Annotated in this window: 24 protein-coding genes and 1 tRNA gene; 6 read left to right on the top strand and 19 right to left on the bottom strand. The window is 68.2% G+C overall.

Features of this window, described 5'->3' with window-relative positions:
• Positions 1–164: 164 nt before the first annotated feature.
• Both ON38_RS36615 and ON38_RS08975 read right to left on the bottom strand, forming a co-directional pair.
• On the bottom strand, positions 165–338 hold the full coding sequence (locus ON38_RS36615; protein WP_169333258.1) for a type II toxin-antitoxin system antitoxin: 174 nt from the start codon (positions 336–338) through the stop codon (positions 165–167).
• A complete protein-coding gene (locus ON38_RS08975) occupies positions 338–1,222 on the bottom strand; it encodes an SPFH domain-containing protein (RefSeq protein WP_039823935.1) in 885 nt (294 codons plus the stop codon). The genes ON38_RS36615 and ON38_RS08975 overlap by 1 nt, the downstream gene beginning before the upstream one ends.
• Before the next feature lie 128 nt (positions 1,223–1,350).
• Between ON38_RS08975 and ON38_RS08970 the strand changes: the two genes are divergently transcribed.
• The gene (locus tag ON38_RS08970) at positions 1,351–2,436 is read left to right on the top strand and encodes an isocitrate/isopropylmalate dehydrogenase family protein (RefSeq protein WP_039823933.1); all 1,086 of its coding nucleotides are present in this window, start codon (positions 1,351–1,353) and stop codon (positions 2,434–2,436) included.
• A 172-nt stretch (positions 2,437–2,608) separates the two neighbouring features.
• Here the strand turns inward: ON38_RS08970 and ON38_RS08965 are convergent, their stop codons facing one another.
• The 3 genes from ON38_RS08965 to ON38_RS08955 are packed head-to-tail and all read right to left on the bottom strand — an operon-like array spanning position 2,609 to position 5,177.
• Positions 2,609–3,361, bottom strand: a complete 753-nt coding sequence (locus ON38_RS08965) for an amino acid ABC transporter ATP-binding protein (RefSeq protein ID WP_169333260.1) — start codon at positions 3,359–3,361, stop codon at positions 2,609–2,611.
• A 14-nt stretch (positions 3,362–3,375) separates the two neighbouring features.
• Positions 3,376–4,308, bottom strand: coding sequence for an amino acid ABC transporter permease (locus ON38_RS08960; RefSeq protein ID WP_039823931.1), 933 nt, complete (start codon positions 4,306–4,308; stop codon positions 3,376–3,378).
• A complete protein-coding gene (locus ON38_RS08955; RefSeq protein ID WP_083872463.1) occupies positions 4,308–5,177 on the bottom strand; it encodes an ABC transporter substrate-binding protein in 870 nt (289 codons plus the stop codon). Before ON38_RS08955 ends, ON38_RS08960 begins: the two co-directional genes overlap by 1 nt.
• Before the next feature lie 138 nt (positions 5,178–5,315).
• Here ON38_RS08955 and ON38_RS08950 point away from each other — a divergent pair, with 138 nt between their 5' ends.
• Positions 5,316–5,921, top strand: coding sequence for a 2'-5' RNA ligase family protein (locus ON38_RS08950; RefSeq protein ID WP_245563974.1), 606 nt, complete (start codon positions 5,316–5,318; stop codon positions 5,919–5,921).
• 123 nt (positions 5,922–6,044) lie between these two features.
• A complete protein-coding gene (gene trxA / locus ON38_RS08945) occupies positions 6,045–6,428 on the top strand; it encodes a thioredoxin (protein WP_039823929.1) in 384 nt (127 codons plus the stop codon).
• Between the two features lie 87 nt (positions 6,429–6,515).
• Here the strand turns inward: trxA and ON38_RS08940 are convergent, their stop codons facing one another.
• The 9 genes from ON38_RS08940 to ON38_RS08900 form a co-directional block, all read right to left on the bottom strand.
• Entirely contained in the window at positions 6,516–6,956 is a 441-nt protein-coding gene (locus ON38_RS08940) for a 2-isopropylmalate synthase (protein WP_039823927.1), read from the bottom strand.
• A 690-nt stretch (positions 6,957–7,646) separates the two neighbouring features.
• Complete coding sequence (locus ON38_RS08935; protein WP_157181708.1) at positions 7,647–8,474, bottom strand: MspA family porin; 828 nt, start codon at positions 8,472–8,474, stop codon at positions 7,647–7,649.
• 386 nt (positions 8,475–8,860) lie between these two features.
• Positions 8,861–11,602 (bottom strand): DNA polymerase I, encoded by a 2,742-nt coding sequence (gene polA / locus ON38_RS08930; RefSeq protein WP_039823924.1) that lies wholly within the window; start codon positions 11,600–11,602, stop codon positions 8,861–8,863.
• A 395-nt stretch (positions 11,603–11,997) separates the two neighbouring features.
• Positions 11,998–12,762, bottom strand: coding sequence for an ABC transporter ATP-binding protein (locus ON38_RS08925; protein WP_051164526.1), 765 nt, complete (start codon positions 12,760–12,762; stop codon positions 11,998–12,000).
• A complete protein-coding gene (locus tag ON38_RS08920) occupies positions 12,759–13,706 on the bottom strand; it encodes an ABC transporter ATP-binding protein (RefSeq protein WP_245563977.1) in 948 nt (315 codons plus the stop codon). The genes ON38_RS08925 and ON38_RS08920 overlap by 4 nt, the downstream gene beginning before the upstream one ends.
• 95 nt (positions 13,707–13,801) lie before the next feature.
• Positions 13,802–15,196: a branched-chain amino acid ABC transporter permease gene (locus ON38_RS08915; RefSeq protein ID WP_039823923.1), complete on the bottom strand. Its 1,395-nt coding sequence runs from the start codon at positions 15,194–15,196 to the stop codon at positions 13,802–13,804.
• A complete protein-coding gene (locus ON38_RS08910) occupies positions 15,193–16,230 on the bottom strand; it encodes a branched-chain amino acid ABC transporter permease (protein WP_039823921.1) in 1,038 nt (345 codons plus the stop codon). The genes ON38_RS08915 and ON38_RS08910 overlap by 4 nt, the downstream gene beginning before the upstream one ends.
• 95 nt (positions 16,231–16,325) lie before the next feature.
• Positions 16,326–17,573 carry a branched-chain amino acid ABC transporter substrate-binding protein gene (locus tag ON38_RS08905; protein ID WP_373281201.1) on the bottom strand — a complete coding sequence of 416 codons (1,248 nt, stop codon included), beginning with the start codon at positions 17,571–17,573 and terminating at the stop codon, positions 16,326–16,328.
• A 187-nt stretch (positions 17,574–17,760) separates the two neighbouring features.
• Positions 17,761–18,357 (bottom strand): ANTAR domain-containing response regulator, encoded by a 597-nt coding sequence (locus ON38_RS08900; RefSeq protein WP_030523743.1) that lies wholly within the window; start codon positions 18,355–18,357, stop codon positions 17,761–17,763.
• A 221-nt stretch (positions 18,358–18,578) separates the two neighbouring features.
• Here ON38_RS08900 and ON38_RS08895 point away from each other — a divergent pair.
• A tRNA-Leu gene (locus tag ON38_RS08895) sits at positions 18,579–18,665 on the top strand.
• A 233-nt stretch (positions 18,666–18,898) separates the two neighbouring features.
• On the opposite strand, the gene ON38_RS08885 is transcribed toward ON38_RS08895, so the two are convergent.
• Positions 18,899–20,260 carry a DUF1254 domain-containing protein gene (locus tag ON38_RS08885; RefSeq protein WP_039823917.1) on the bottom strand — a complete coding sequence of 454 codons (1,362 nt, stop codon included), beginning with the start codon at positions 20,258–20,260 and terminating at the stop codon, positions 18,899–18,901.
• 312 nt (positions 20,261–20,572) lie between these two features.
• On the opposite strand from ON38_RS08885, the gene ON38_RS08880 reads away from it, so the two are divergent.
• Together ON38_RS08880 and ON38_RS08875 are read left to right on the top strand one after the other, a co-directional pair.
• The gene (locus tag ON38_RS08880) at positions 20,573–21,202 is read left to right on the top strand and encodes an arsenate reductase/protein-tyrosine-phosphatase family protein (RefSeq protein WP_039823916.1); all 630 of its coding nucleotides are present in this window, start codon (positions 20,573–20,575) and stop codon (positions 21,200–21,202) included.
• Between the two features lie 287 nt (positions 21,203–21,489).
• Positions 21,490–21,858 (top strand): type 1 periplasmic-binding domain-containing protein, encoded by a 369-nt coding sequence (locus ON38_RS08875; RefSeq protein ID WP_245563973.1) that lies wholly within the window; start codon positions 21,490–21,492, stop codon positions 21,856–21,858.
• A gap of 19 nt (positions 21,859–21,877) precedes the next feature.
• Here ON38_RS08875 and ON38_RS08870 read toward each other — a convergent pair whose 3' ends face one another.
• The 4 genes from ON38_RS08870 to ON38_RS08855 all read right to left on the bottom strand — a co-directional run.
• The gene (locus tag ON38_RS08870) at positions 21,878–22,693 is read right to left on the bottom strand and encodes an acyl-CoA thioesterase (protein WP_051164530.1); all 816 of its coding nucleotides are present in this window, start codon (positions 22,691–22,693) and stop codon (positions 21,878–21,880) included.
• Positions 22,694–22,796: 103 nt separating this feature from the next.
• Complete coding sequence (pyk, locus tag ON38_RS08865) at positions 22,797–24,215, bottom strand: pyruvate kinase (protein ID WP_083872449.1); 1,419 nt, start codon at positions 24,213–24,215, stop codon at positions 22,797–22,799.
• A 285-nt stretch (positions 24,216–24,500) separates the two neighbouring features.
• On the bottom strand, positions 24,501–25,007 hold the full coding sequence (locus ON38_RS08860) for a TM2 domain-containing protein (protein WP_039823913.1): 507 nt from the start codon (positions 25,005–25,007) through the stop codon (positions 24,501–24,503).
• 103 nt (positions 25,008–25,110) lie between these two features.
• Positions 25,111–25,414 (bottom strand): hypothetical protein (locus ON38_RS08855; RefSeq protein WP_039823911.1); only part of this gene is annotated, 304 nt, incomplete at its 5' end.

Raw genomic sequence — 25,414 nt, 5'->3', positions numbered from 1 at the left:
GATATCCACGGGTCCGTCCATATTTCCGAAAGTACGCACGGGTCCACGGCTCCCGCGGAGGGGTCGGGAAAAACCCGGCACGGCCGGAAAAACGTTCGGCGGTGCCGGGCGCAAGAATCTCCCGGCTTCCGGGAATACCCGCGAGCCGGGAGAACGGTCCCCGATCAGGATTCGTCACCGCGCGGCGGCCTCGGCGCGCGCCCGGCCTGCTCCAGCGCCCGCCGGAGGGCGAACTCGATCTGCGCGTTGACGCTGCGCAGATCGTCGGCCGCCCATTTGGCGATCGCGTCGTGGACCGCCGGGTCGAGCCGGAGCAGGACCTTCTTGCGTTCGGCCATCAGCTGTACAGCGATCCCGCATTGACCACGGGCTGCGTCGGCCGGTCACCACACAGCACCACCAGGAGGTTCGAGACCATGGTGGCCTTGCGTTCCTCGTCCAGTTCGACCATGCCCTCGGCCGTGAGCCGGTTCAGCGCCAGTCCGACCATGCCCACGGCTCCTTCGACGATCTGCGTCCGGGCGGCCACCACCTGCGCGGCCTGCTGACGGACCAGCATGGCCTGCGCGATCTCCGGCGCGTACGCGAGGTGGGTGATCCGCGCCTCGATCACCTCGATGCCCGCGGTTTCGGTGCGGTCGCGCAGTTCCACCGTGAGCTCCTCGGCGACCTCGGCGCCGTCGCGCAGACTGGTGCGGCCGGCGTCGTGCGCATCGTAGGGGTGAGTGGTGGCCAGATGCCGGACCGCGGCCTCGGACTGGGTTTCCACGTACTCCTCGTAGTCGTCGACGGCGAAAGCGGCCTTGAAACTGTCGACCACCTTGTAGACGACCACCGCCGCGATCTCCACGGGATTGCCGTCGGCGTCGTTCACCTTGAGTTTCTGGGTTTCGAAGTTCCGGACCCGCAGCGAGATACTGCGGCGATCGGTCAGCGGCAGGACCGAGAAGAATCCGGGTTCGCTCACCGACCCGATGTAGCGGCCGAAGAACTGGACGACTTTGGCCTCATTGGGGTTCACCACCGTCAGACCGGTGATGCCGAGCAGGAGGATCACTGCCAGCACGCACGCGACGATCGCTCCCGCCAGGGCCGCGGCGTTCTCGTGTTGCGCGAATGCCGCGAAACCTGCGATCGCCACCGCCGCGAGGGCGATGGTGAGCACCAGCCAGATCAATAGCACGACGAACCCGTTGACCCGCGCGGCGTTCCGGAATGTCATGACATCCTCCCTCTATCAAAGTGATATCACCAAGATAGCATGGTGGACGGGCCGGCCGGCCGCGACGCGGATCGCGGGTCGCCCCGCCCCGCGGCCGGACTCCGCCGGATGCCTGCGACCATGTGCGGATGGACCGGACGGCACAGGGTGAGCGGCTACGCCTCGGCGTGATCGAGGGCGACGGAATCGGGCCCGAGATGGTGGGCTCGGCGCGCCGAGTGGTGGACGAGGCACTGTCCGCCACCGGGGCGGCCGGGGTCGACTGGGTCCCGTTGCCGATGGGCCGCCGGGCCATCGACGAATTCGGCACCCCGCTACCGGAATCCACCCTGAGCGGTCTGCGCGATACCGACGGCTGGATCCTCGGCCCGCACGACAACGCTTCCTACCCAGCGGAGCACCGCATCGCGCCCGGCGGTGCGATCCGGCGCCGATTCGGCCTGTACGCCAATATCCGGCCGGTGAAAGCGTTTCCCGGTGTCGCGGCGGTCGCACCGGATATCGACCTGGTGGTCGTCCGGGAGAACAGCGAGGGCTTCTACGCCGACCGGAACATGGCGGTCGGCTCCGGCGAGTTCTGTCCCACGCCGGATATCGCGCTGTCGGTCGGCCTGGTGACCCGGGCGGCGTCCGAACGGATCGCGCACGAGGCCTTCCGGCTGGCCGCCGCCCGGCGCGGCCGGGTGACCATCGTGCACAAAGCGAATGTGCTGCCGCTGACCATGGGATTGTTCCGCGACACCTGCTATGCCGTGGCGCGCGAGTACCCCGGGGTGACGGTGACGGACGAGCACGTCGACGCGGCCGCCGCGCATCTGGTCCGTTCCCCCGGTGATTTCGATGTCCTGGTCACCGAGAACCTCTTCGGCGATATCCTGTCCGACCTGGCCGCACAGCTCGGCGGGTCACTGGGTACGGCAGCCTCACTGAACTGTTCGGCCGACCGGGCGATGGCGCAGGCGGTCCACGGCGCGGCCCCCGATCTGGCCGGCCACAATCGCGCCGATCCGGTGGCCCTGCACCTGTCCGCCGCCATGCTGCTGCGCTGGCTGGCCGAGCGGCACGGCCGGCCGGTACTCACCCGGGCGGCGGAGCGGATCGAGCACGCGGTCGCGGCGACCTTCGCCGCCGGCATCGCCACCGCCGATCTGGGTGGCCAGGCCTCGACCGGCGAATTCACCGAACAGGTCACCGCCCGGGTGCACTTCCGCTAGGTGCGGTCGCCGGGCCACGCCCGGCCGGCCGGCGCCACCGGATACGGTGCCGGTCAGCCGCGCGGTTCCGCGCCGCCGCGGGTCCGCGGGGGACAAGGCTCCACGGCCGTGCGGCGCAACGACAGTCTCGCCACCGTATGGAGGTCTTTGCGCGGCCCGGCCAGGACGGTGACTACAGCAGCCGGGACAAAAACGCTCTGGTGCGGTCGTGAGCCGGATTCGTCAGCAGATCGCCGGGTGGCCCCGCCTCGACCACGACTCCCCCGTCCATGAAGACGAGCTGGTCGGCCACCTCGCGCGCGAAACCCATCTCATGGGTCACCACGATCATCGTCATCCCCGACGCCGCCAGCTCGCGCATCACCGTGAGCACCTCACCGACCAGCTCCGGATCCAGCGCGGAGGTGGGCTCGTCGAACAACATGAGCTTCGGGTCCATCGCCAGCGCCCGGGCGATCGCCACCCGCTGCTGCTGGCCACCGGACAACTGTGCGGGGTAGGCGCCCGCCTTGTCGGCCAGCCCGACCCGGTCCAGTAGTTCCTTCGCCCGCACCTCCGCGTCGGCCCGGCGGACCTTTTTCACCTGGACGGGCGCCTCCATGATGTTGGCGAGCGCGGTGCGATGCGGGAACAGGTTGAAATGCTGGAACACCATCCCGATCTCGCGCCGCTGACGGGCGGCGTCGCGGGGGTGCAGCTCGTAGAGCTTGCCGCCCTTCTCGCGGTAGCCGACCAGTTCCCCGTCCACGTACAACCGGCCCGCGTCGACCTGTTCCAGATGGTTGATACATCGCAGGAAGGTGGATTTCCCCGAACCCGAGGGCCCGATCAGGCACAGCACCCGACCGCGCGGCACCTCGAGTGAGATCCCCTCGAGCACCCGAAGCGCCCCGAAACTCTTGCAGACCCGGTCGGCACGGACCATCGGTTCGGTCGCACTCATTTCGCCGGTACCTCTCCGCGCGCGTCGGCCAGTTCCCGGAGTTGTTTCGCGGTCAGCTGCCGGGAGATGCCCCGTGAATAGTATTTCTCCAGGTAGTACTGGCCGACCATCAGCACACTGGTGATCGCCAGGTACCAGGTGGCGGTGACCAGCAGCAGCGGGATGGGCAGGAAGTTCACCCCGTAGATATCGCGGGCCCGCCCGAACAGATCGGTACTGAGCGGTATGGCGGTGACCAGCGCGGTGGTCTTCAGCATGCTGATGAGTTCGTTGCCCGTCGGTGGGATGATCACCCGCATGGCCTGTGGCAGCACTGTCCGCCGCATGGTCTGCGACCAGGACATACCGAGTGCGATGGATGCTTCGCGCTGACCTTCCCCGACCGAGTTGATACCGGCCCGGACAATCTCGGCCATATACGCCGCCTCGTTGAGTCCCAGCCCGATCACCGCGAACGCGAACCCGGCCTGCAGACTCTGCACGTCGACCTCGAGCAGGCGCGGACCGAAGGGCACGCCGAACGCGACGTTCTGATAGAGCGAAGGGACCAGCCCCCAGAAGACCAGCTGCACATACACCGGGGTCCCGCGGAACACCCACAGGTAGACCCAGGCGCTCGCCCGCAGCACCGGGTTCGGCGAGAGCCGCATCACCGCCAACGCGGTACCGAGTACGACGGCAATGATCATCGCCAGCACGGTGAGCTCCAGGGTGACCACCGCGCCCGCGGCGATCCGGGTATCGCGGAGATACTGCCAGTACACATCCCAGCGATACGCGGGGTTGGTGGCCGCCCCGTAGACGAACAATCCGGCGAGCGCCAGGATCAGTACGGCGGCCAGCCAGCGGCCGGGCCGGCGCAACGGCACGGCGGCGATGGGTTCGGGTTCGGCGGCCGGTCCGGCGGCTCCCCTCGGATCGGCGGTCATCACGTCGGCTCCCTCGCGCCGTTGATCACGGAGGCGCGCAGTGCGCCCTCCTGGACACCCCAGTTCTCGGTGATCTGCCGATACTGCCCGGTGTCCATCAGGTGCTGCACCGCGTCGCGCAGTACGGGTGCGAGCGGTGAACCCTTGGCGACGGCCCACCCATACGGTGCCGCATCGAAAACCGGACCGGCCGGTTCGATCTTGCCATCGGTCTGTTTGATCGCATACGCGGTGACCGGGGAATCCGCCGACATGGCGTCGACCTGCCCGAGCACCAGCGCATTGGTCACCGCGCTCTGCTCGTCGAACGCGTCGATGATGATCGGCTCCCGGCCCGCGGCGACGCACGCCTCGCTCTTGGCCGGGACCTCCTCGATGTGCTCGACCGTGGTCGCCTGCACCGCGACGCGCATACCGCACGCGTTCGCCGGGTCGACATGCCGGCCGGTGCGCTGCGCCCACTGCACCCCCGCGCTGAAATAGGTCACGAAATCGACCTGCTCCTCCCGCTCCACCGAATCGGTGATCGAGGACATGCCGATATCGTAGGTACCGGCCTGGACGGCGGGAATGATCTTCTCGAACGCCGATTCGGTGTAGCGGGCGCGCAGACCGAGCACCGCGGTGACCGCGTCCATCAGATCCACATCGAAACCGACGATCGCACCGTGACGGTCGCGGTACTCGTTCGGCTGATACGGCACATTGACCCCGACGACCACCTCACCGGCGGCGGCGATATCGGCCGGCACCCGCGCGGCCAGCGCGTCCACCGCCTGTACCGTGATCTTGGGCGGGACCGGCCCGGTGTCCTCGACATTGGTCACGCACCCGGCCACCAGCGCGATACCGGCCAGCCCGCACAGCATGCGCCGCACCCGGGTACCGGATCGATCCAACACCGCCACCACCTGCCGCTCGCCACGAATCGTCGGCCTCGGCCGCTCGCCGACCTTGTCAGGCACAGTAGGCGACCACGGCCCGCGGCACAGCCGAGTAACACAAGATTGATCTTCGGCGCGGCGTCCGCGGAAGTACCGCCCGTACTCGGGCGCGCGACCCGCTACCGTCTCCAGATCATGGTGCAGTCGGTGGAACTACTGCTCGACGAGGCGGCCGAGCAACGTATCCGGCGGCAGTGGGAACTGCTCGCCGAAGCCGGTCTACCGGGGTTGGGGCAGGGCAGACGGGACGGGGACACCGAGAGCCACCGGCCGCACATCACCGTGGCGGTGGCCCGGCAGATCTGGCCGCGGATCGAACAGGAACTCGACCGGTTGACCTTCCGGCCCTTTCCGGTGCGTCTCGGCGGTGTGCTGGTGTTCGGGGCGCGGCGGCCGATCCTGGTGCGGGCCGTGGTCCCGTCCGAACAACTGCTGGCCTGGCATCGCCGCATCCACCAGGTGGTCGAGCCGTGTCCCGATATCCCGGCCAATCTGCGCCCGAACCAGTGGACACCGCATGTCACGCTGGCGCGGCGGGTCCTGCCGCAGCGGATCGGTGACGCGGTGGCCGCCGTCGCGGCCGACCGGGACACCACCGCGACCGTGGTGGGCATCCGGCGCTGGGACGGCGACCGGCGCCGCGCGTGGCCGGTGGCCGAACAAGGCTGACCGGAGCCGGCCCGCCCCCGGACGCCGCCACGTAGGGTGGGGTCCGGTGGCGTACGACACCGCCGCGGAACACCGCGGCCGGGGCCGGCGTTACAGCCTGAATACCGACCACGAGAGGACGTCATGGCCACCCAGACACTGACGCAGCAGAATTTCGATGACGTAGTCACCAGTAACGACGTCGTACTCGTCGATTTCTGGGCTTCCTGGTGCGGACCGTGCCGCAGCTTTGCCCCGACCTACGACGCGTCGTCGGAAAAGCATCCCGATGTCGTGCACGGCAAGGTCGACACCGAGGCCGAACAGGGCCTGGCCGCGGCCGCCAATATCCAGTCCATCCCGACCATCATGGCCTTCCGCGAGGGTGTTCTCGTCTTCGCGCAGCCCGGCGCGCTGCCGCCCGCGGCGCTCGAGGACCTGGTCTCCCAGGTGAAGGCTCTCGATATGGACGAGGTCCGTAAGCAACTCGCCGAGCAGCAGGCGACCAACGGCGAAGCGGCCGAATAGAATTGACGAACGACGGCGGGCTCCACACTTTCCGGGGATGGTGTGGAGCCCGCCGTCGCGTTGTGGTGCCGGGGGGCCGGTAGCCCGCTAGCGCAGGGCCCCCAACCGGTTCACGCTGGCGATCATCGCCCGCACCGAGGATTCCGCGCCGTCGGCGGCGAGGGCAGCGCCCCAGCCGCGGCGGCCGTCGCATTCACATTGCACGAAGGTAGCGGTGCCCGCCGCGGTGCGCCGCTGATGGAACCGCAGGATCTCGACGGGATAGCCGGCTTCGTAGAGCGCCGAGGTCATGGCTGCCACGGGGCTGCCCGCCGCCACGACCGAACGGGACCAGCCCGCGAATTCGAGCGTCGCGGTGAAGGCGCCGCCGCGCGCGCCGGTGGACGACCAGCCCGCGAGCCGGATCGGTCCGGCGCATTCGCCGTAGCGGTCGTGGAATTGGGTGGCCGTCAGCTCCGCGCATTCGGTACGCAGGACGCGCGGGGCGGCCGTGGTCAGGGCGTCGTTTTCCAGAGTCAGTGTGGTCATGAGCACGTAGGTCTTCCCAGAGATGGTCGGCAGGTTTGGGGGACCAGCAAAAGCAGAAAAGGGGGGCCCGCAGCGAGGGGGCCGGTCCGAATCAGACCCCGCTACGGCGGGTTACTACTACGGCAAGTAGCCGACGAGCCGACTCCGCGGTACGCGAGAGGAGCACCGCACCGTCGCGATCTGCGAACATCGGCGCGGCGCACAGGCCGGCGGCAGGAATTTGCACGGGGTCGAGAATAAAGACTCCGCAGGAAGATGGCAACCATATTCGCCCGCCGTTTCTCCTACCGCCGAGTACTGTTCTCCCTGGTCACCGGCAGCCAACCCGGAAAGCGGCGCCGCGCGCCGGTGACGGAACAGACGCCGCGCCGCCGCCGGAGGCAGCCGAGCGAGCCACGTCGACCACCGCCCACGCGGCGCCGGGACACGTAATCGCAGCCATTCCCCGCCGCTGTCCGGCGCGGACCCGGAGGTTTGGAAGTCCGGGGTGGATCCTTCGTCCGCGCGCCCGCACACCCCCGGCCTCGGCCTGCGGCCGACAGGCCCGCCGCGGTAACTCCACGCGCGCGGGCGGCGGCGGGGCGCCGCGTTCCACCGCCGAAGGCACGGGTGGCCTTCACCGCTGCCGCCACCCCGGAGAGCCGCATCGAGCCCCGACGGCGGAGGCGGAGACCGCTGTTGGAGGTCCGGTCAGAACGTGAACGAGGTCCCGTAACCCGTCGTCTGCACGGTGCCGCCGGGGGTATCGGCGCGCACGGTGACGAACGGCATGGCCGAGGCCGGGGACAGACAGCCGTTGACCTGCAACGGGGTATTGCTGTGCGCGAAGGTGTACGGGAAGGTCGACTCCTCGTCGAGTTCCGCCGCGCCGATCACGGCCGTCGTCACCGTGCCGGGCGCCAGGTTGACCGCGAGCTCGCCGGCGAGGCCGTTCTCGATACCGAAGGCCTGTGCCAGGCCGGCATTCACACCGGCACTGACGCCGACCTCGGGCGGTGTCACCAGGTCGAGGTTGGGATCGATCGTCGGCGGTCCGTCCCCCTCGGGGTCCGGCTCGACCGCAGGCGGTTCGATCGCTCCGAGACCGAGATCGACCCCGAGATCGACACCCACCTCAGGTGCGACCTCGGTGGCGACAGCGACACTCGGCGCGATGGCGACCGAGATACCGTTGGCTATATCGACTGCGCAGCCCAGCAGATAGCCGGCGACGATCTCACCGCCGCGCAGCGGTGCGCCGCCGTCGGCGGCGACCGAGAAGTCCCCGGACACCTTCACCGCGTGCGCGAAGGGCACCCCCATCGCCGTGTCACCGGACGGCTCGGAATTACTGGAATTCGCGGACGCCACCACGCGCAGCCCACCGGAGGTGATTTCCCCCGGCGCCGCCTGCGCCGCGGTATCGACGGTGGAGACAGCGCCGGTGGCGGCCGATATCGCCGCGGCGAGCGTGGCCACAATGGATGAATACTTGCGGTTCATCGTGCTCCAGTCCTCATGTTCGGATCGAGAATTCACACGAACGAAAATTCAACGAACTCGGACACCGCCGACTGTCACGAAATCCGGATCGCGCAACGAACCCGATTTCCAGGGCGATTACCGCCGAAGCCACTATCCGTACCGCCCCGAGATTCGCCGATGAGTCGGTGAGCAGTACTCGCGGAGCATCATAAACAGCTGTGCCCGGTACCGGGCACAGGCCACGCGCCGAATACTCCACTGATCGAGGAGCAGACGCCGTCCATCCCGCCTTCCGGAACGCGGATCGGCACGAGCGGCCGGCGCCTCGCGGCCCGGATCGGTCACGGCCGCTGCCCGGCCCGGACCGCACGGCACCGGCCGGTCCCGCCCACGATCATCGATCCGGGCGGGCGCCGGCGACCGCCGCGGCCGCGCACGACTCAGTGCGCCGCCGCGTCCCAGCTGCGTCCGACGCCGACCGAAACACTCAGCGGCACCGAGAGTTCGATGGCGGAGGCCATCTGCTCCCGGGCCAACTCCTGCAACTGTTCCCGCTCGCCGGGCGCGACCTCGAAGACGAGCTCGTCGTGGATCTGCAACAGCATTCTGGAACGCAGCCCGGACTCCGTGAGCGCAGTGTGCACATTGATCATCGCGACCTTGATGATATCGGCGGCGGTGCCCTGGATCGGGGCGTTGAGCGCCATCCGCTCGGCGGCCTCGCGGCGCTGCCGGTTGCTGTGGTCGAGGTCGGGCAGGTAGCGGCGGCGGCCGAAGAGGGTCTGCGTGTAGCCCACCTTGCGGGCCTGCTCCACCACGGCGTGCAGATAGTCGCGGATACCGCCGAACCGGGCGAAGTAGATGTCCATCTGCTCCTTCGCCTCCTGGGTGCTGATCTTCAACTGGGCGGACAGACCGTAGGAGCTCAGGCCGTACGCGAGGCCGTAGGACATGGCCTTGATCCGGCGGCGCACCTCCGGGGAGACCTCGGAGATCGGGATGTCGAACGCCTTGGAGGCGACGAAACTGTGCAGATCCTCGCCGGAGTTGAAGGCTTCGATCAGGCCCTCGTCACCGGAGAGGTGGGCCATGATCCGCATCTCGATCTGGCTGTAGTCGGCGGTCATCAGCGACTCGTAGCCCGGACCCACCACGAAGGTGTCACGGATCATCCGGCCGGTGTCGGTGCGGATCGGAATGTTCTGCAGGTTCGGTTCGGTGGACGACAGCCGCCCGGTGGCCGCGATGGTCTGGTTGAAGGTCGTGTGGATCCGGCCGTCGTCGGCCACGGATTTCAGCAGGCCGTCCACGGTGACCTTGAGGCGGGTGGCGTCGCGGTGGGCGAGCAGATGCTGCAGGAAGGGATGCTCGGTCTTCTCGTAGAGCGATTCCAGCGCGTCCGCGTCGGTGGTGTAGCCGGTCTTGGTGCGCTTGGTCTTGGGCATATCGAGTTCGTCGAACAGCACGACCTGTAGCTGTTTCGGGGACCCGAGATTGATCTGCTTACCGATCACGTCGTAGGCCGCGTTCGCGGCCTCGGCGACCTTGTCCGCGAACTGCCGCTGCAATTCGCCGAGCTGATCGGTGTCGACGGCGATACCGGCGTCCTCGAGTTCGGCGAGCACGCCGAGCAGCGGCAGTTCCATCTCGTCGAGCAGCGGCGTGGATTCGATCTCGGCAAGCGCTTCGTCCAGGGCGTCGGCCAGATCGGCGACCGCGCGGGCGCGCAGCATCTCGTTCTGCGCGAGTTCGGCGTCGACCGCGTCCTCGGCGTCGAGCAGGGAGAGTTGCGGCGCGGCCTCGGTCTCGGTGCGCAGTTCCCGGTGCAGGTACCGCAGCGACAGATCGTCGAGGTTGAAGCTGCGCTGCCCCGGCCGGACCAGATAGGCCGCCAGCGCGGTATCGCTACTCAGACCGCCCAGCGTCCAGCCGCGACCGCGCAGCGCGTGCAGCGCGCCCTTGGCCTCGTGCAAGGCCTTGCGATGCGAGGTATCGGTGAGCCAGGCGCCGAGCGCCGATTCGTCCTCGGCGGTGAGGGCGGTGATATCGATGTAGGCGGATTCGCCGTCGGCGGCGGCGATGGCGAGCGCCCGCACGTCACCGGCCGCGGGCGTGGTCGTACCCGACAGGGAAAGGCCGTGCCGGGCACCGGATTTCGCGTGCTCGGCGAGCCAGTCCGCCACACTGCCCGGTTCCAGCGTCTGCCCGCTGATCTCGAAACCCGATTCGGCCTCCACGGTCGGTGGGGCCAGGGTTTCGAAGAGCCGATCGCGCAGTACCCGGAATTCCAGATCGTCGAAGAGCTGGTGGATCCGCTCCCGGTTCCAGGCCCCCTGGGCCAGCTGATCCGGGGTATAGGGCAGCGGGACATCGCGAACCATCTCGGTGAGCTGCCGGTTGAGCACCACACTGCTCAGATTGGCACGCAGCGCATCGCCAACCTTGCCGCGGACCTCGTCCACCTTGTCCACGAGGGTGTTCAGATCGCCGTACTCCCGGATCCATTTGGCGGCGGTCTTCTCCCCCACGCCCGGGATACCGGGGAGATTGTCGCTGGGGTCACCGCGCAGGGCCGCGTAATCCGGGTACTGCGCCGGGGTGAGCCCGTACTTCTTCTCGACCTCCTCGGGGGTGAAGCGGGTGAGGTCGGAGACCCCTTTGCGGGGGTACAGCACCGTCACATCGTCACAGACCAGCTGGATCGAGTCACGGTCGCCGGTGACCACCAGGACCCGGTACCCCTGCGGGACGGCCTGGGTGGTGAGGGTGGCGATGATGTCGTCGGCCTCGTACCCCTCGATGGCCATCACCGGGATACCGAGCGCCCCCAGCACCTCTTTGGTGAGCTCGACCTGCCCGCGGAATTCATCGGGAGTCGCCGACCGGTTCGCCTTGTACTCCGGGTAGGCCTCCACCCGGAAGGTCTGCCGGGAGACGTCGAAAGCGGCCGCCACATGGGTCGGTTTCTCGTCGCGCAGCAGATTGATGAGCATGGCGGTGAACCCGTATACCGCGTTGGTGGTCTGCCCGGTGACCGTCTGGAAATTCTCCGCGGGCAGCGCGAAGAAGGCCCGGTAGGCCAGCGAATGCCCGTCCAGTAGCAGCAGCGTGGGCCGCTCTCCCGAGGAACCCGGGGCGGCGGAGGCGGAGGTCGTCGGCTGCGCAGTGGTCGGTGAGGTCACACCCCGAGAGTCTAGGGACCCCCACCGACACCCGCCCACACCCGTACCAGGTCGGCCCGGGCCGGTGCCGTCCCGTATCCGATGGGCCACGGCGGCGCCCTGTCACCGGGCCATTCCCGATTCCGCACCGCCCCCACCTCGGACCGGCCCCGCCGACGCCCGACAACTGGGCCGTCCCGAGCCGGAGCCACCCCATACCGGACCGCCCACCTGGTACCGCGTCGGCTCGAGCCGACCCACCTGGTACCGCACCGGCCCGCCGACGCCACTCGGTTCCGGCTCGCCTCCGCTGACACCATCCGGGGCCGGAGCCGCCCCGGCGGATATTTACCCGGCCTCCCACGCGCCTCCGAGGCCCGGTGACCGAAGGTCCGCCCGGAAGTCGGTGGCCGACCTCAGCCGACCCCCAGATAAGCGGCCTGGACCGCGGGATCGTCGAGCAGCTCGGGACCGCGCCCGGTCTTGGTGATCTCTCCCGTTTCCACGATGTAGGCGCGGTCGCTGCGGGCCAGCGCCTGCCGGGCGTTCTGCTCCACCAGCAGCACGGTGGTGCCGGTGGCATTGATCTCGGCGATGATCCGGAAGATCTGCTGGATCACCATCGGCGCCAGGCCCATGGACGGCTCGTCCAGCAGCAGCAACCGCGGCCGGGCCATCAGCGCCCGTCCGATGGCGAGCATCTGCTGCTCGCCGCCCGAGAGCGTGCCGCCGGATTGCCTGCGCCGCTCCAGCAGCCGCGGGAACAGTTCGAAGACCCGGTCCAGGGCGGCCGCGTACTCGGCCTTCTTCGCGAAAGGCCGCGCGTAGCAGCCCATATCGAGGTTCTCCTGCACGGTCATCCCCGGGAACACACCGCGACCCTCGGGCGCCTGCACCAGCCCGGCGATCACCCGTTCGTGCGCCTTCAACCGGCTGATATCGCGGCCCTCGAACCGGATCTGCCCGCGGGTCAACGGCAGCAGCCCCGACAGGGCGCGCATGGTGGTGGTCTTCCCGGCGCCGTTCGCGCCCAGCAGCGTGACCAGCTCCCCCGGTGCGACCCGCAGCGAAATGCCGTGCAGGGCTTCGATTCTGCCGTAGGCGACGACCATATCGGTGACCTCGAGCAGCGGCGCGGTGCCGGGATCCTTCGTGAACTGGTCCGATGCCGTCGTGGTCATTCCCGCTCCTCCGCTCCGCGCCCGGTATCGCCGGCCGCGTCCTGCTCCGCGCGCAGCGCCGCCGTGGACACCGAGATATCCGCCGAGGTCAGCTCCTCGTCGGGTACGCCCAGGTAGGCGGCGATAACCGCGGGATCGGCGCGGATCTGCTCGGGCAGACCGTCGGCGATCTTGCGCCCGAACTCCAGCACCACGATCCGATCGGTAACCCCCATCACCAGCCGCATATCGTGCTCGATCAGCAGCACGGTGAAGCCGTCGTCGCGGATTTTGCGGATCAGGTCCATGAGGGCGGATTTCTCGCTGGGATTGAACCCGGCGGCCGGCTCGTCCAGGCACAGCAGTTTGGGTTCGGTCGCCAGCGCCCGCGCGATCTCGAGGCGCCGCTGATCGCCGTAGGAGAGATTGCGCGCCTTCTCCACCGCGCGCGGCGCGATCCCCACGAACTCCAGCAGCGCCATCCCGCGTTCGAGCGCGTCGCGTTCCTCCCGGCGATGCCGCCGCGTCCGCAGGATCGCCCCGGGCACCGAGGTCCGGTGCCGGGCGTCGGTGCCCACCACCACGTTCTCCAGCGCGGTCATCTCGCCGAAGAGCCGCACGTTCTGGAAGGTCCGGGCGATCCCGAGCCGGGTGATCGCGTTACGTTTGCTCTTGGTGAGCGGTTTCCCGTCGAAGTACACCGCGCCCGCGGCGGGCCGGTACACCCCGGTGATCGCGTTGAAACAGGTGGTCTTCCCGGCACCGTTGGGCCCGATGAGGCCCAGGATCTCACCGCGCCGGATCTCGAAACTCACCGCCTCGAGAGCCGTGAGCCCGCCGAATTTCACGGTGAGATTCTCGGTACGCAGCAGCGGCGCCCCGACCTCGGTGCGGATCTCCCGGTGCGCGGCCACCACCTCGGCCACCGTCGCCGCGTCGGCCAGCGCCGGATCGACAGCGGTCACATCGACCTCACCGGCCGATTCGACCGGCTGCCCGGCCGCGTATCCGGCGGCCAGGTCCTCATTGTCGAACAGCGCGTCCCCCGCGTTCGGCCCGGTCACGACGTCACCTCCCCGGTGGGCCGGCGGACGGCCCGCACGATCTGGCGGCCGTAGGCGAGCAGTTTCTGCCGGACCGGGAACAGGCCCTGGGGTCGCAGGATCATCATCACCACCAGTGCGATTCCGAAGTACAGATATTTGAGGTCACCGAGACTCTGCGCACCCCCGGAATAGAACATGAGCACACTGCTCAGCAGGAGCACGGCGTACACCGCCGCCAGCACGGTCACCGCGAGATACCCCCAGCGCCACGGTCCGGCCAGCCGCCGGGCGCGCAGCCGCCAGCCCACCGTCAGCGCCGCGACCACCACCACCGCGACCACGAGCTGGACGTATCCGGTGGTCTCGTCGTCGGTGATCTCCACCGACATCAACCGGTTCGGCAGGTAGACCACCAGGAAGGCCCCGACGATCACCCCGAGTTTGTTGCCCTGGCCGCCGATCACCACCGCGCACAGGAACAGCATCGAATTGATGATGTTGAACCCGGTGGGATTGATGAACTGGACCTGCCCCGCGAACAGGGCCCCGGACAGGCCACCGATCCCGGCGCCGATCATGAACGCCCACAATTTGAACTTGAAGGTGGGGACGCCCATGATCTCCGCGGCGTCCTCGTCCTCGCGAATGGCCACCCACGCCCGGCCGACCCGGCTGCGCTCCAGATTGCCGACCAGCAGCAGCACCGCCACCACGGCGAGGATGCCGACCCAGTACCACCAGGTCCCGGAGTTGGCGCGGTCGAGCAGGTCGGCACTGTCCGGGTTACCGACATTGCCGGCCGAGAACACGCCGTTGGGCCGGGTTTCCGATTCGCCGATATGCGGATAGGCGATTCCGGACAGACCCAGGCTGCCGTTGGTGAGTTCACCCAGGTTGTCGGCGAGCAGGCGGACGATCTCACCGAAACCGAGGGTCACGATGGCCAGATAATCCCCGCGCAACCGCAGCGTCGGCGAACCGAGGATGAGGCCGGACACCGCGGTGACCAGGATGGCCAGCGGAACGCAGGCCAGCCATGCCCAATCGGAGTGCAGCCAGCCGCCGTCGGTCTGGTTCCACGGACTGTTCGGGCTGGTCAGCAGCCCGACGGTATAGGCGCCGACCGCGTAGAAGCCGACATATCCGAGGTCCAGCAGCCCGGCCTGACCGACCACCACGTTCAGGCCGATGGCGATCAGGGCGTACATGGCGAACTGCGCCATGACCCCGCCGAAACTGGTCCCCGGGGTGTCCAGCAGCGGCGGCGGGAACAACGGCAGCAGCGCCAGCACGGCGAGCGCGGGAATGCCCACCGCCCACTGCGCCGGCCGGCTCAGCCCGGCCCACCAGGCGCGGATCTCGTCGCCCAGACCGTGCCCCGCGGCCTTCTCGATCTGCACCGTACTCATGTGCGGGCCCTCCCGAGACTCTCACCGAGAATGCCGGTGGGCCGGAAGAACAGCACCAGCACCAGCACCACGAACGCCACCACGTCACGCCATTCGGTGCCGAACAGCATCTGGCCGTAGTTCTCGACCAGGCCCAGCAGCAGACCGCCGAGCAGAGCGCCGCGCAGATTGCCGATACCGCCCAGCACCGCGGCACTGAACGCCTTGATACCGAGCACGAACCCGCCGGAGAAGATGATGGCGTTGGGAATCTTCATCACGTACAGCATCGCGGCGGCGCCGGCCAGCAGACCGCCGATGAGGAAGGTCAACATGATGACCCGTTCCCGCGAAACCCCCATCAGCGTGGCGGTATCGGGATCCTGGGCCACCGCGCGGATCCCGCGCCCGAACCGGGTGCGGTTGATGAGCACCTCGGCCAGGACGGCCAGTGTCACCGCCGACACCACGATCACCAGCGTCACATTGGTGACGTCCGCGCCGCCGATGGTGAACTGCACCGTCGGTTCGACCAGCATGATCGGCTGCTGTGCATTGGTACCGCCCAGGTCCGGCCACAGCTTCGGCAGTACGAAGTGCACGAACTCCTGGAGTACGAACGACATACCGATCGCGGTGATCAGGAAGGTCAGTGGTTTGGCGCCGCGGCGGCGCAGCGGCCGATAGGCCGCACGCTCCAAACCGACCGCGGCCGCCCCGGACACCGCCATTCCGAAGATCATCGCCAGGCCCATATAGGTCACCGTGAGGATCACGCCCTGGCTGTAGACATTGCCGCTCGGCGCGAACCCCAGCAGCATCAGGCCCACGTACTGCCCGAACATGCCGAGCATGAACACTTCGGAATGCGCGAAATTGATCAATCGGAGTACGCCGTAGACCAGGGTGTACCCCACCGCTACCAGCGCATATATCGCGCCGTAGGACAAACCGTCGACCGTGAGCCGCCAGAACTGATCGATAACACCCTGGTAGTTGAAGTCGATCGATCCCTGCGCCAGTACGGCCGCGGCGGCCGGCAAGGATGCTGTCATTGGAAATCCGCCCTCATCATCATCGGACCCTCACCCGAGCAGCGCGCGGTACGCGCCACCGGCCGGTGCCGGTGGCGCGTACCGCCCGCCGGCCGTTATCCGACCTTGTAGACCCAGATCAGCGCGGAGGACAGTTCTCCGTCGGCATTCCACTGGTAGTGCCGGGCCAGACCGTCGCCGCTGTAGCCGCGGACGAACTCCAGCAGGGCGGGGCGGGTGAGTTTGCCGGCATCGATACCGGCCGCGAGGATGGTGGTGAGGTCGTAACCCTCCACCGAGTACACGCCCGGCGCCTGACCGTTCAGTTCCTCATAGGCCCGGGTGAACTCCTCCGGTCCGGGACCGCACGGGCACGACAGCAGCGCACCTTCCGACGAGCCGCCCGCCTGGGAGACGAACTGCGGATCGTTGGTGCCATCGGCGGCGACGAAAGTGGCGTCCACGCCACCGGAGCGCAGCTGCTGTACCAACGGCGCCGCCTCGGCGTAGTACCCGGAGTAGAAAACCGCGTCGGGCTGGGCGGCGGAGATCTTGGTGACGGTGGCGGAGAAGTCCTTGTCGCCCTTCTTGATACTGGCCGCGCAGGCCGGATCGGCGGCCGCGCCCAGGCCGGCGGTGATGCTCTGGGCCAGGCCCACCCCGTAATCGGTGTTGTCCTGGACCACACACACCTTCTTGTAGCCGGCCGTGCCGACCAGGTACTTCGCCACCGAGGGACCCTGCACGTCGTCATTGGCCAGGCCGCGGAAGAAGGTCTTCCAGCCGTTCTTCGTCAGCGTGGCATTGGTGGCCGAGGAGGAGACCGCGACCAGCCCGGCGTCGCTGAGGATCTGACCGGTGGCCTTGGTCTCGCCGGAGAAGGCGGGGCCGACCACACCGATCACCGACGGATCGTTCACGATCTGCGGGATCACCTGACTGGCCTTCTGCGGATCGCCCTCGGTGTCGTATTCCTTCAGCTTGATCTGACAGCCCGGGTTCGCCTTGTTGTGCTGGTCCAGCGCCAGTTTCACGCCGTTGACGATATTGATGCCCAGCGCCGCGTCGGGGCCGGTCAGCGCGCCGGCCATGGCGATGGTGGTGGTCGGCGGGCAGGTCGCCGCCCCGTTGCCGGCCGGATCGGCCGCGGCGGCGGTATCGGCGGACGGTACTTCCTTACCCGCCGAGTCGATCTGCATCAGCGGCTGGATGGACAGTCCCCCCGCATTCGACGTATCCGCATTCTCGGTGGTCTTGTCACCACATCCGGTCAGGACCAGCACGGCGGCGGCCCCGATACTCGCTATTCCGCGTACCGTGCGTCCGCGCCGGGGGGCACCCGACAGCCATATCGAACCGAGCACGATCTACCCCTATGTTCCTCATCAACCTCGGCCGGCCGAGGGAGCCGAAGACTCCGACTCGTGAGAAACATAACTCCGGCATGTTGATCCCGTGTCACATTCGGATCATCGGGATGATGTCGCCGCAAATTATTTTCGGGCTTGTGTTTCCGCGCTGTTAAGGCCGCTCCGCGCCTCGCCGCGGGGATTACTGCGGGGTGAGATTCTCCAGGACGACCTCGGCCACCGCCTTCATCGTGGTGCGGCGATCCATGGCGGTGCGCTGGATCCATTTGAAGGCCTGCGGCTCACTGAGCCCCTGCGTCTGCATGAGCACACCCTTGGCCCGCTCGACGAGCTTCCGGGTCTCCAACCGCTCGGACAGCCCGGCGACCTCGCTCTCCAGCGCGGTGATCTCGTGGAACCGGCTGGCCGCCAGCTCGATCGCCGGCACCAGATCGGATTTGGTGAACGGCTTCACCAGGTAGGCCATGGCACCGGCATCGCGCGCCCGCTCGACCAGATCGCGCTGGCTGAACGCGGTCAGGATGACCACGGGCGCAACACGTTTCGAGGCGATCTCGGCCGCGGCGTCGATTCCGTCCCGGCGCGGCATCTTCACATCCATGATCACCAGATCCGGCCGGTGCTCCACCGCGAGATCCACCGCCTGCTGGCCGTCCCCGGCCTCCCCCACCACCTGGTATCCCTCTTCGGTCAGCATCTCGACCAGATCCATCCGGATCAACGCCTCGTCTTCGGCGACGACCACGCGTTTCGCCGCGGCGTCCGCACTAGTGCTCATAAACGACCCCTCTGGTTCCGATGCCTCGTCCCGAGAGCACGGACGACGGATCCCGGCCGGGGCACGGCCGTCGATCCGCCGTCACGCGATCGGGTGGTGTAGAGACTACCTTTCACCGTGATCGGCGGTGCATATACCCTGCGTATCACGGTTCCGGCGCTATCGCGGCACCCGCGATTCGGTGTTCCGGGCGCGCAGCGGCTACTATGTGCACCCGGTGCGCCGAGTTGGCGGAACTGGCAGACGCGACGGTCTCAAAAACCGTTGTCCGAAAGGACGTGTGGGTTCGAGTCCCACACTCGGCACCAAGGTCGGACCGGTATTTCCGGATCCGGGCCGCCCCTTCCCCTTCATCCGATCCGCAGTGGATCCGCGGCGGCTCGCGCCCCGAGGTCCCTGCCCGTCACCACCGCGTCCGGCTCGCCCGGTGACAGGTGGCCGTGCGCCGGTTCCCCCGCGACGTCGCCGAGCGACGACACCGGCGGGCCGGTCCCCAGGACCGGTGCGGAGAACCGGCGGTCGGCGCACCGGAAAGGCCCGCTCACCTCCCCGGTGTGACCGCGGGCGGAGACCAGCTGCCGTCGAGCACGCCGGATTCCGGCCAATAGGCACGCAGGCAGAGCGAGAATTCGTCATCGGGCGCGGGCAGCCAGTTGGCGAGCTGTCCGGGATCGCTGGGACCGGCGCCGCCGACCGTGAGCGTGAGGGAGCCGTCGTCACCGTAGGTGAGGTCCTGATTCCTGGTCCCCAGCGAATATCGATCCAGTTCGTTGGAGTGGAAGAAGTGCTGCCTGTTGTAGACCGTCAGCGACCAGAAACCCCGGACCGGCGGCAACTGCCCGGCGGGAAAGTGCACGGTGTAGGTGCGGGCACCGTGCAACCGGGCGCCGCTGTCGTCGAGATCCTGATTGAAGTAGGCGGTTTCCTCCGGGGTGTTGACGAAGATATTCGATTTCGCCATCGCGGTCCGGGACAGGTAGTCGGTCCCGAACGCGGCGCCGTTGTGCGGGGTGGTCCAGTGCCGGGCCACCGGGAGGCCGATATTGCGGAACTCGAACAACTCCCCCACCACCGCGTCGGCGTCGACCGCCGCCCGCCGCAGCGCCTCGGCGATCTCCTGATCGTGCGCGGCCGCGGCCAGCACGGCGCGGAACCACCCGTACAGCGCTTGTTCGCCCGGCCGCGGCGGCACCTCGTCGAGGACCTCACCCAGCACGGAGAAGAACTGTTCCGGATCCACCCACTGCGTCTCGTTCCGGTTCCGGGCGGCGGCACCGAAGGAGGGCAGCGCCGACCGGTCGGCGATCCGCACACTGCCGTCGAACTCCGACAGGGCATACATATCGATGCGGTCCAGCAGTGGGGCGATCGCCGCGCGGTCGCGCGCGGTGTCGTCGAGAAAGACCCGTGGGATCACCACCGCGCAGCGGGTGTCGTAGCGGAAGACACCCGTGACCCCGGCGGGGACCGTGCCCGTCCACGATTCGTGGGCGAGCAGATAGAACCCGGGCGCGGTCCCGTGCCCGGCGCCGAGCCGGGCGAACGAATCGGTGCGCTGATCCACCGCCTGGTACACCCAGAACCGGTCACCGAATTCGGGCACCTGCACCACCGAGGGCTCCAGCCGCGCGTCCAGGACGCCGAACCCGTAGACGACATCCTGGTCCGGGCAGGCGACGAGCCGTTCCTCGGGCCGGATGTAATCGCCCAGCATGCTCAGCGTGCCGGGCGGTCCGGCGGGTACGACCCCGGCCAGCAGCCCGGGTTCCGGGAGCTGGGCCATCGCGACGCGACGGTTGTGCATGTTCACCAGCGGCCAGCCCCACAGGTACGCCGTCCGCGCCACCGCCCGCGCGTGGTCCGGTGTCATCTTCGGACCCGCGACACCGACAGAGCCGGCCATGAGCAGCCACCTTCCCTTGCCAGACGGTCCTCCGGGCATACTTCGGCGACCGTACGGCGCGGGCTGTGCGTGCCGGTTCACCCGGACCGGGTGAACCCGCCGTCGACGCGGTGGGCGTCGATCGTTTCGTCATATGCCACTGCCGCCCGAGCCTCCGGCACGGTATTCACGGAAACATTTTTCGTACCGCCGGGAAAACTCCGGCCGGATTCGTGTACGGCACGCTACACGCAGATGAATTGACACTCGAAGAGCTGTGATATCGCACAGAGACCGATGCCGGGCGCGGGCAGCACGAATTACCGTTGCGCCATGCACATCCTGTTCGTCTGCAATGGAAACGTGTGCCGGTCGGTGATAGCCGAACGACTCACCCGTTCCATCGCGGTCGAATACCGGCTCACCGGCATCACCGCCGAAAGTGCCGGCACTCGCGCCCTGGTGGGGTTCCCGGTGGAACCGCGGGCGGCCGAGGCCATCACCGGGCTCGGTGGGGATCCCAGCGGTTTCCGTGCTCGCAAACTCAGGCCCGAGCATATCGACCGCGCGGATCTCGTACTCACCATGAGCGAGAACATTCGCGACGAGGTCGGCGAAACGGCCGCCGGCTCGGCCTCCCGGACCTTCACGTTGCCGGAGGCCTATCGGATCGCCCGCGTGACCGGCGCCCGCACCGTGGCCGATCTGCATCGCTACCGGCACAACCTGTCCCGGGTCGGGCGGGAGAACATCGCCGACCCGGTCGGCCTGTCGGCCAAGGCGTACTGCGAGGTCGGTGACCGGATCGCCGATGCGCTGGTACCGCTTCTGGTGGCCCTGGCCCCCGCCGCCACGCCCGGGGATCAGCACTGGGGCCGGCCGCCCCTGGTAGTGCGACCGAATGCCGCGACGACCCGGCTCTCGCCGCTGGTCGCGGCCCAGCACACCGGCTGGTACGCATGAGGACCCGAGCCCGAACATCGGTGTGACCCGGCGCGCGGCCCGCGCGCCGGGTACGCGGCGCCGTTCCGCTGCCGAACCCGGCCCGCCACATACGGCCGGCCCGCGTACGGATCGCGCGCGCCCCGGCCGGCCGCGAATACCGGCGCGCGACCTGACTTTCCACGTTCCGGGCACTACACTCGCCATCCGGACCATCGATCCGAAGAATCCGATCCCGTTGCAGGTTCGACACACGACAGGAATCAGGCATGCCGAAACGCATTTCGGATGTTTCGCTTCATGTTTATGTGACACCGGAAATCCTGGACGATCTCGTCGACACCGTCAGAGCGGAACTGGACGAGCATCTGGGCGACGGTGATATCTGCGCGTGGCGTTTCACCCTGCCCGTCGCCGAGGACGATTCCCGGCACCGCGAGTTCGATAATCGCTGGCGCACGGCCAATCCGGGAGCGCAGCCGCAGGGCCACGCGACGTTCGAGATCGCGCTGAGCCTGGCCGGCGATCCGGCCGAACTCACCGATGGATATCTCGCCGCTCTCGAACACCGGCTGCTCCGGGGCCTGGACGCGCACGGCCCCGGCGCTCCGTTCACCTTCAGCGCCGAACAGCGCACCGATCTCGAATGGGAGCCGCTACTGCCGGAGCGCCTCTGATCCGGCAGGGCGCCACCGCTCAGCGGCGGGCCGGAAAGTGCCGGATCACGCCCTCCTGCACCGTGGTGGCCAGCAGGTCACCCGCGCGCGAGTAGAACCGGCCGGTGGCCAGGCCGCGTGATCCCGCGGCGACCGGGGACTCGGTCGAGTACAGCGCCCAGTCGTCGAAACGGAACGGCCGGTGGAACCAGATGGAATGGTTCACGGTGGCGGCCACGATCCGGTCCAGACCCCACGACAGACCGTGCGTGGTGAGGATCGAATCGAGCACGGTGGTGTCGGAGGAATAGCTCAGCGCCGCGACATGGATCAGCGGATCGTCGGGCAGGGTGCCGTCGGCGCGCATCCACACCCGGTTGTGGTTGAGCTTCTCCCCGGTGCCCTTGAGAATCCAGGCCGGATCGTTCGTGTACCGCATATCGATCGGATGCGGGGCGTTGACGAACATCTCGAGTTTGTCCTCGAACCCGGCGAAGCTCTCCTGGATCCGCGGCAGCGTCTCCGGATCGGGCACATCGGGCCGCTCGTGCGCATGCTCGAGGCCCTTACCCCATTCCTGGAACGAGGCCAGCATGACGAACAGTTCCTGGCCGTCCTGGGTGGCGGTAACCGTACGGTTGGCGAATGCCCGGCCGTCGCGATGCCGCTCGACGTGGTACTCGATCGGTTTCTTCACATCGCCGCCGCGCACGAAATGCGCGTTCAGCGCGTGGATCGGGCGATGTCCGGCGGTCCGGCCCGCCGCGATCACCGCCTGGGAGACGAGCTGGCCCCCGAAGGTCCGGCTGGACACCTTCGCCGGATGGTGTCCGAGGAAGACGTCCTCGGACACCATCTCGAGATCCAGCAGTTCGAGCAGAGTGTCGAGATCGGTGTGGTTGTCCGTCACCGGGTCGCCGACCGGCGCGCTCACCGGGCAGCTCCGCGATCCTCGGTCATCAGTGGTCCTCCTCGCCGATACGGTGCACATGGATCAGGTTGGTGGAACCGACGGTACCGGGAGGAGAGCCCGCGACGATGACCACGAGGTCGCCCTTGCGATACCGGTTCATGCTCAGCAGCGCCTGATCGACCTGTTTGATCATGGCATCGGTGCTGTCCACGGTGGGCACGATGAAGGTTTCGGTACCCCAGGTCAGCGCCAGCTGACTGCGCACTTCCGGAAGGGGGGTGAACGCCAGCAGCGGCAGCGGCGTGTGCAGCCGGGCCAGCCGGCGCACCGTGTCACCGGACTGGGTGAAGGCCACCAGCGCCTTGGCGTTGAGACGTTCCCCGATATCGCGGGCGGCGTAGGAGATCACACCGCGCTTGGTCCGCGGGGTGTGGGTGAGCGGCGGGACGCTGGTGGATTCGGTCTCCACCGCGTGCACGATGCGGGCCATGGTGCGCACGGTCTCGATCGGATACTTACCGACCGAGGTCTCCCCGGACAGCATGACCGCGTCCGCGCCGTCGAGCACCGCGTTCGCCACATCCGAGGCCTCCGCGCGCGTGGGCCGCGAGTTCTCGATCATCGATTCGAGCATCTGGGTGGCCACAATGACCGGCTTGGCATTCTCCCGCGCCATCTGGATCGCCCGCTTCTGCACGATCGGCACCTGCTCGAGCGGCAGTTCCACACCGAGGTCGCCGCGGGCCACCATGACCGCGTCGAACGCCAGGACCACGGCCTCGAGGTTGTCGATGGCCTCGGGCTTCTCCAATTTGCCGATCACCGGCACCCGGCGGCCGACCCGGTCCATCACATCGTGGACGAGTTCGATATCGGAGGGAGAGCGCACAAAAGACAGTGCGATGAAGTCCACGCCCAGGTTGAGGGCGAATTCCAGATCCTCGATGTCCTTGTCCGACAGCGCGGGCACCGAAACGTCCATGCCCGGCAGCGAAACACCTTTGTTGTTGCTGACCGGGCCGCCCTCGGTCACCTCGCACACCACGTCGTTGCCCTCGACGCGGATCACCTCGAGCCCGACCTTGCCGTCGTCGACCAGCAGCCGGTCGCCGGATTTGGCGTCGGCGGCGAGCTGTTTGTAGGTGGTGGAGACGCGGTCGTGGCTGCCGACGATCTCGTCGACGGTGATCCGCACGGTCTCACCGGTCGCCCAGATCGTCCGGTCCTCGGCGAAACGACCCAGCCGGATCTTGGGGCCTTGCAGATCGGCGAGTATGCCGACGGCGCGGCCGAGATCGTCGCAGGCCTGCCGCACCTTCTTGTAGTTTTCGGCGTGGTCGGAGTGCTCGCCGTGGCTGAAATTGAGCCGGGCGACATCCATACCACTCTCGACGAGCTCTCGAATACGTTCCTCGGTGGCAGTGGCCGGGCCGAGGGTGCACACAATCTTCGTCCGTCGCATCACGTGTCGAGCCTAATCCTGCCGCGTTGTCCCGTTCCGTCCGCCCCCGGGCGATCCGCCGGACCGGAACCCGGGCGAATCAGCGGGCAGACCTGCGAAGCTAACTCTGCCATACAAAATTCACCGGATAGCTACACATTGATGAACTCCGCGCTACGCCACACGCGATCGGGCATCTCGCGGGCCCGCCCGCCCGGATGACGACCCGCATCGCGGCGACGCGTGGACCGGCCGGAAGACGGGACAGACCCCCGGGGAACCGGGGGTCTGCGGAAAGTGTGTGGCGGGTCAGTTCTCGCGCAGTGGGCGCCCCTGCGGGTCCTGCACACTGCCGGTGAGCATCATGATGCCGTCGATCAGCGGCCAGATACCACCGAAACCACAGGTGAGCCAGGTGACGGCGATCTGGGCGATGGCGATACCGGTATCGCCGATGTAGAACCGTCCCGCGCCGAACGCGCCCAGGAAGATCTGCAGCAGGCCGGCGGTCAGTTTCTGCTTGTCCGAGTACGGGACACCGTTCATATCCCGGCCGTAGGGCGCCTCGGGATCCATCGGGTTGTACCCGCCCGGACCCATCGGCGGGCCGTAGCCGACGGGGGGCTGACCGTAGCCGGGAGGCGCCCCGTACTGGCCGCCCTGGGGCGGGTACGGCTGCGGCTGGGACGGGTAGGACTGGTAGGGCTGCGGCTGCGGCTGCGACGGATAGCCCGGCGCACCGGGCGATTTGCTCAGGTCCGGCCCGGTTCCGGGTGGGCCGTACTGCGGTCCGCCCTGCTGGTACGGATCGGTCATCGTTCCTCCTTGGTCGGTACCCCCGGCAGCGGAAGACAACCCGATGTCGCCTCCCCTGGGCCAAGATGCTGCCAGACGCCCGCGCCGACCGCCGAACGGAGTCCTATTTACCTCGCGGGGCAGCGGATTCGGCCGCTTCGCCGTCCTCGGCCGGCACCGAATCATCGGATGACCCGGTCTCGGCCGCCGGCGATTCCGCCGTCGCCGAACCGGACTTCGCCGCCACCGCACCGGAGTCCGCGGTTTCCGATCCGGTCTCCACGGATTCGCCGAGAGCTTCCTCTCCCACGGCGGACCCGGAAGAGGATGCGGCGGTGGCGATTCCGGTGTCCGCGGCCCGGTCCTCTTCGGCGCCTCCGTCCGCCGCACCGGCGTCCTCGGCCACCTCGTCGCCGGAGTCCTCGCCC

It is taken from the genome of Nocardia testacea NBRC 100365 (assembly GCF_000308775.1).
Lineage (GTDB): Bacteria > Actinomycetota > Actinomycetes > Mycobacteriales > Mycobacteriaceae > Nocardia > Nocardia testacea.
Note: the sequence above shows the minus strand (reverse complement) of the source record. Positions and strands in the feature narration are given on the sequence as shown.

Bases quoted from the DNA above. Each gene is read 5' to 3' on its own strand.
- ON38_RS08915 (WP_039823923.1), bottom strand. From the start codon at position 15,196: ATGAGTACGGTGCAGATCGAGAAGGCCGCGGGGCACGGTCTGGGCGAC.
- ON38_RS08910 (WP_039823921.1), bottom strand. From the start codon at position 16,230: ATGACAGCATCCTTGCCGGCCGCCGCGGCCGTACTGGCGCAGGGATCG.
- trxA (WP_039823929.1), top strand. From the start codon at position 6,045: ATGGCCACCCAGACACTGACGCAGCAGAATTTCGATGACGTAGTCACC.
- ON38_RS08940 (WP_039823927.1), bottom strand. From the start codon at position 6,956: ATGACCACACTGACTCTGGAAAACGACGCCCTGACCACGGCCGCCCCG.
- ON38_RS08900 (WP_030523743.1), bottom strand. From the start codon at position 18,357: ATGAGCACTAGTGCGGACGCCGCGGCGAAACGCGTGGTCGTCGCCGAA.
- ON38_RS08955 (WP_083872463.1), bottom strand. From the start codon at position 5,177: ATGCTGTGCGGGCTGGCCGGTATCGCGCTGGTGGCCGGGTGCGTGACC.
- ON38_RS08880 (WP_039823916.1), top strand. From the start codon at position 20,573: ATGCACATCCTGTTCGTCTGCAATGGAAACGTGTGCCGGTCGGTGATA.
- ON38_RS08885 (WP_039823917.1), bottom strand. From the start codon at position 20,260: ATGGCCGGCTCTGTCGGTGTCGCGGGTCCGAAGATGACACCGGACCAC.
- ON38_RS08960 (WP_039823931.1), bottom strand. From the start codon at position 4,308: ATGACCGCCGATCCGAGGGGAGCCGCCGGACCGGCCGCCGAACCCGAA.
- ON38_RS08860 (WP_039823913.1), bottom strand. From the start codon at position 25,007: ATGACCGATCCGTACCAGCAGGGCGGACCGCAGTACGGCCCACCCGGA.
- ON38_RS36615 (WP_169333258.1), bottom strand. From the start codon at position 338: ATGGCCGAACGCAAGAAGGTCCTGCTCCGGCTCGACCCGGCGGTCCAC.
- ON38_RS08975 (WP_039823935.1), bottom strand. From the start codon at position 1,222: ATGACATTCCGGAACGCCGCGCGGGTCAACGGGTTCGTCGTGCTATTG.
- ON38_RS08965 (WP_169333260.1), bottom strand. From the start codon at position 3,361: ATGGTCCGTGCCGACCGGGTCTGCAAGAGTTTCGGGGCGCTTCGGGTG.
- ON38_RS08870 (WP_051164530.1), bottom strand. From the start codon at position 22,693: ATGGTGTCCGAGGACGTCTTCCTCGGACACCATCCGGCGAAGGTGTCC.
- ON38_RS08925 (WP_051164526.1), bottom strand. From the start codon at position 12,762: ATGACCACGACGGCATCGGACCAGTTCACGAAGGATCCCGGCACCGCG.
- ON38_RS08970 (WP_039823933.1), top strand. From the start codon at position 1,351: ATGGACCGGACGGCACAGGGTGAGCGGCTACGCCTCGGCGTGATCGAG.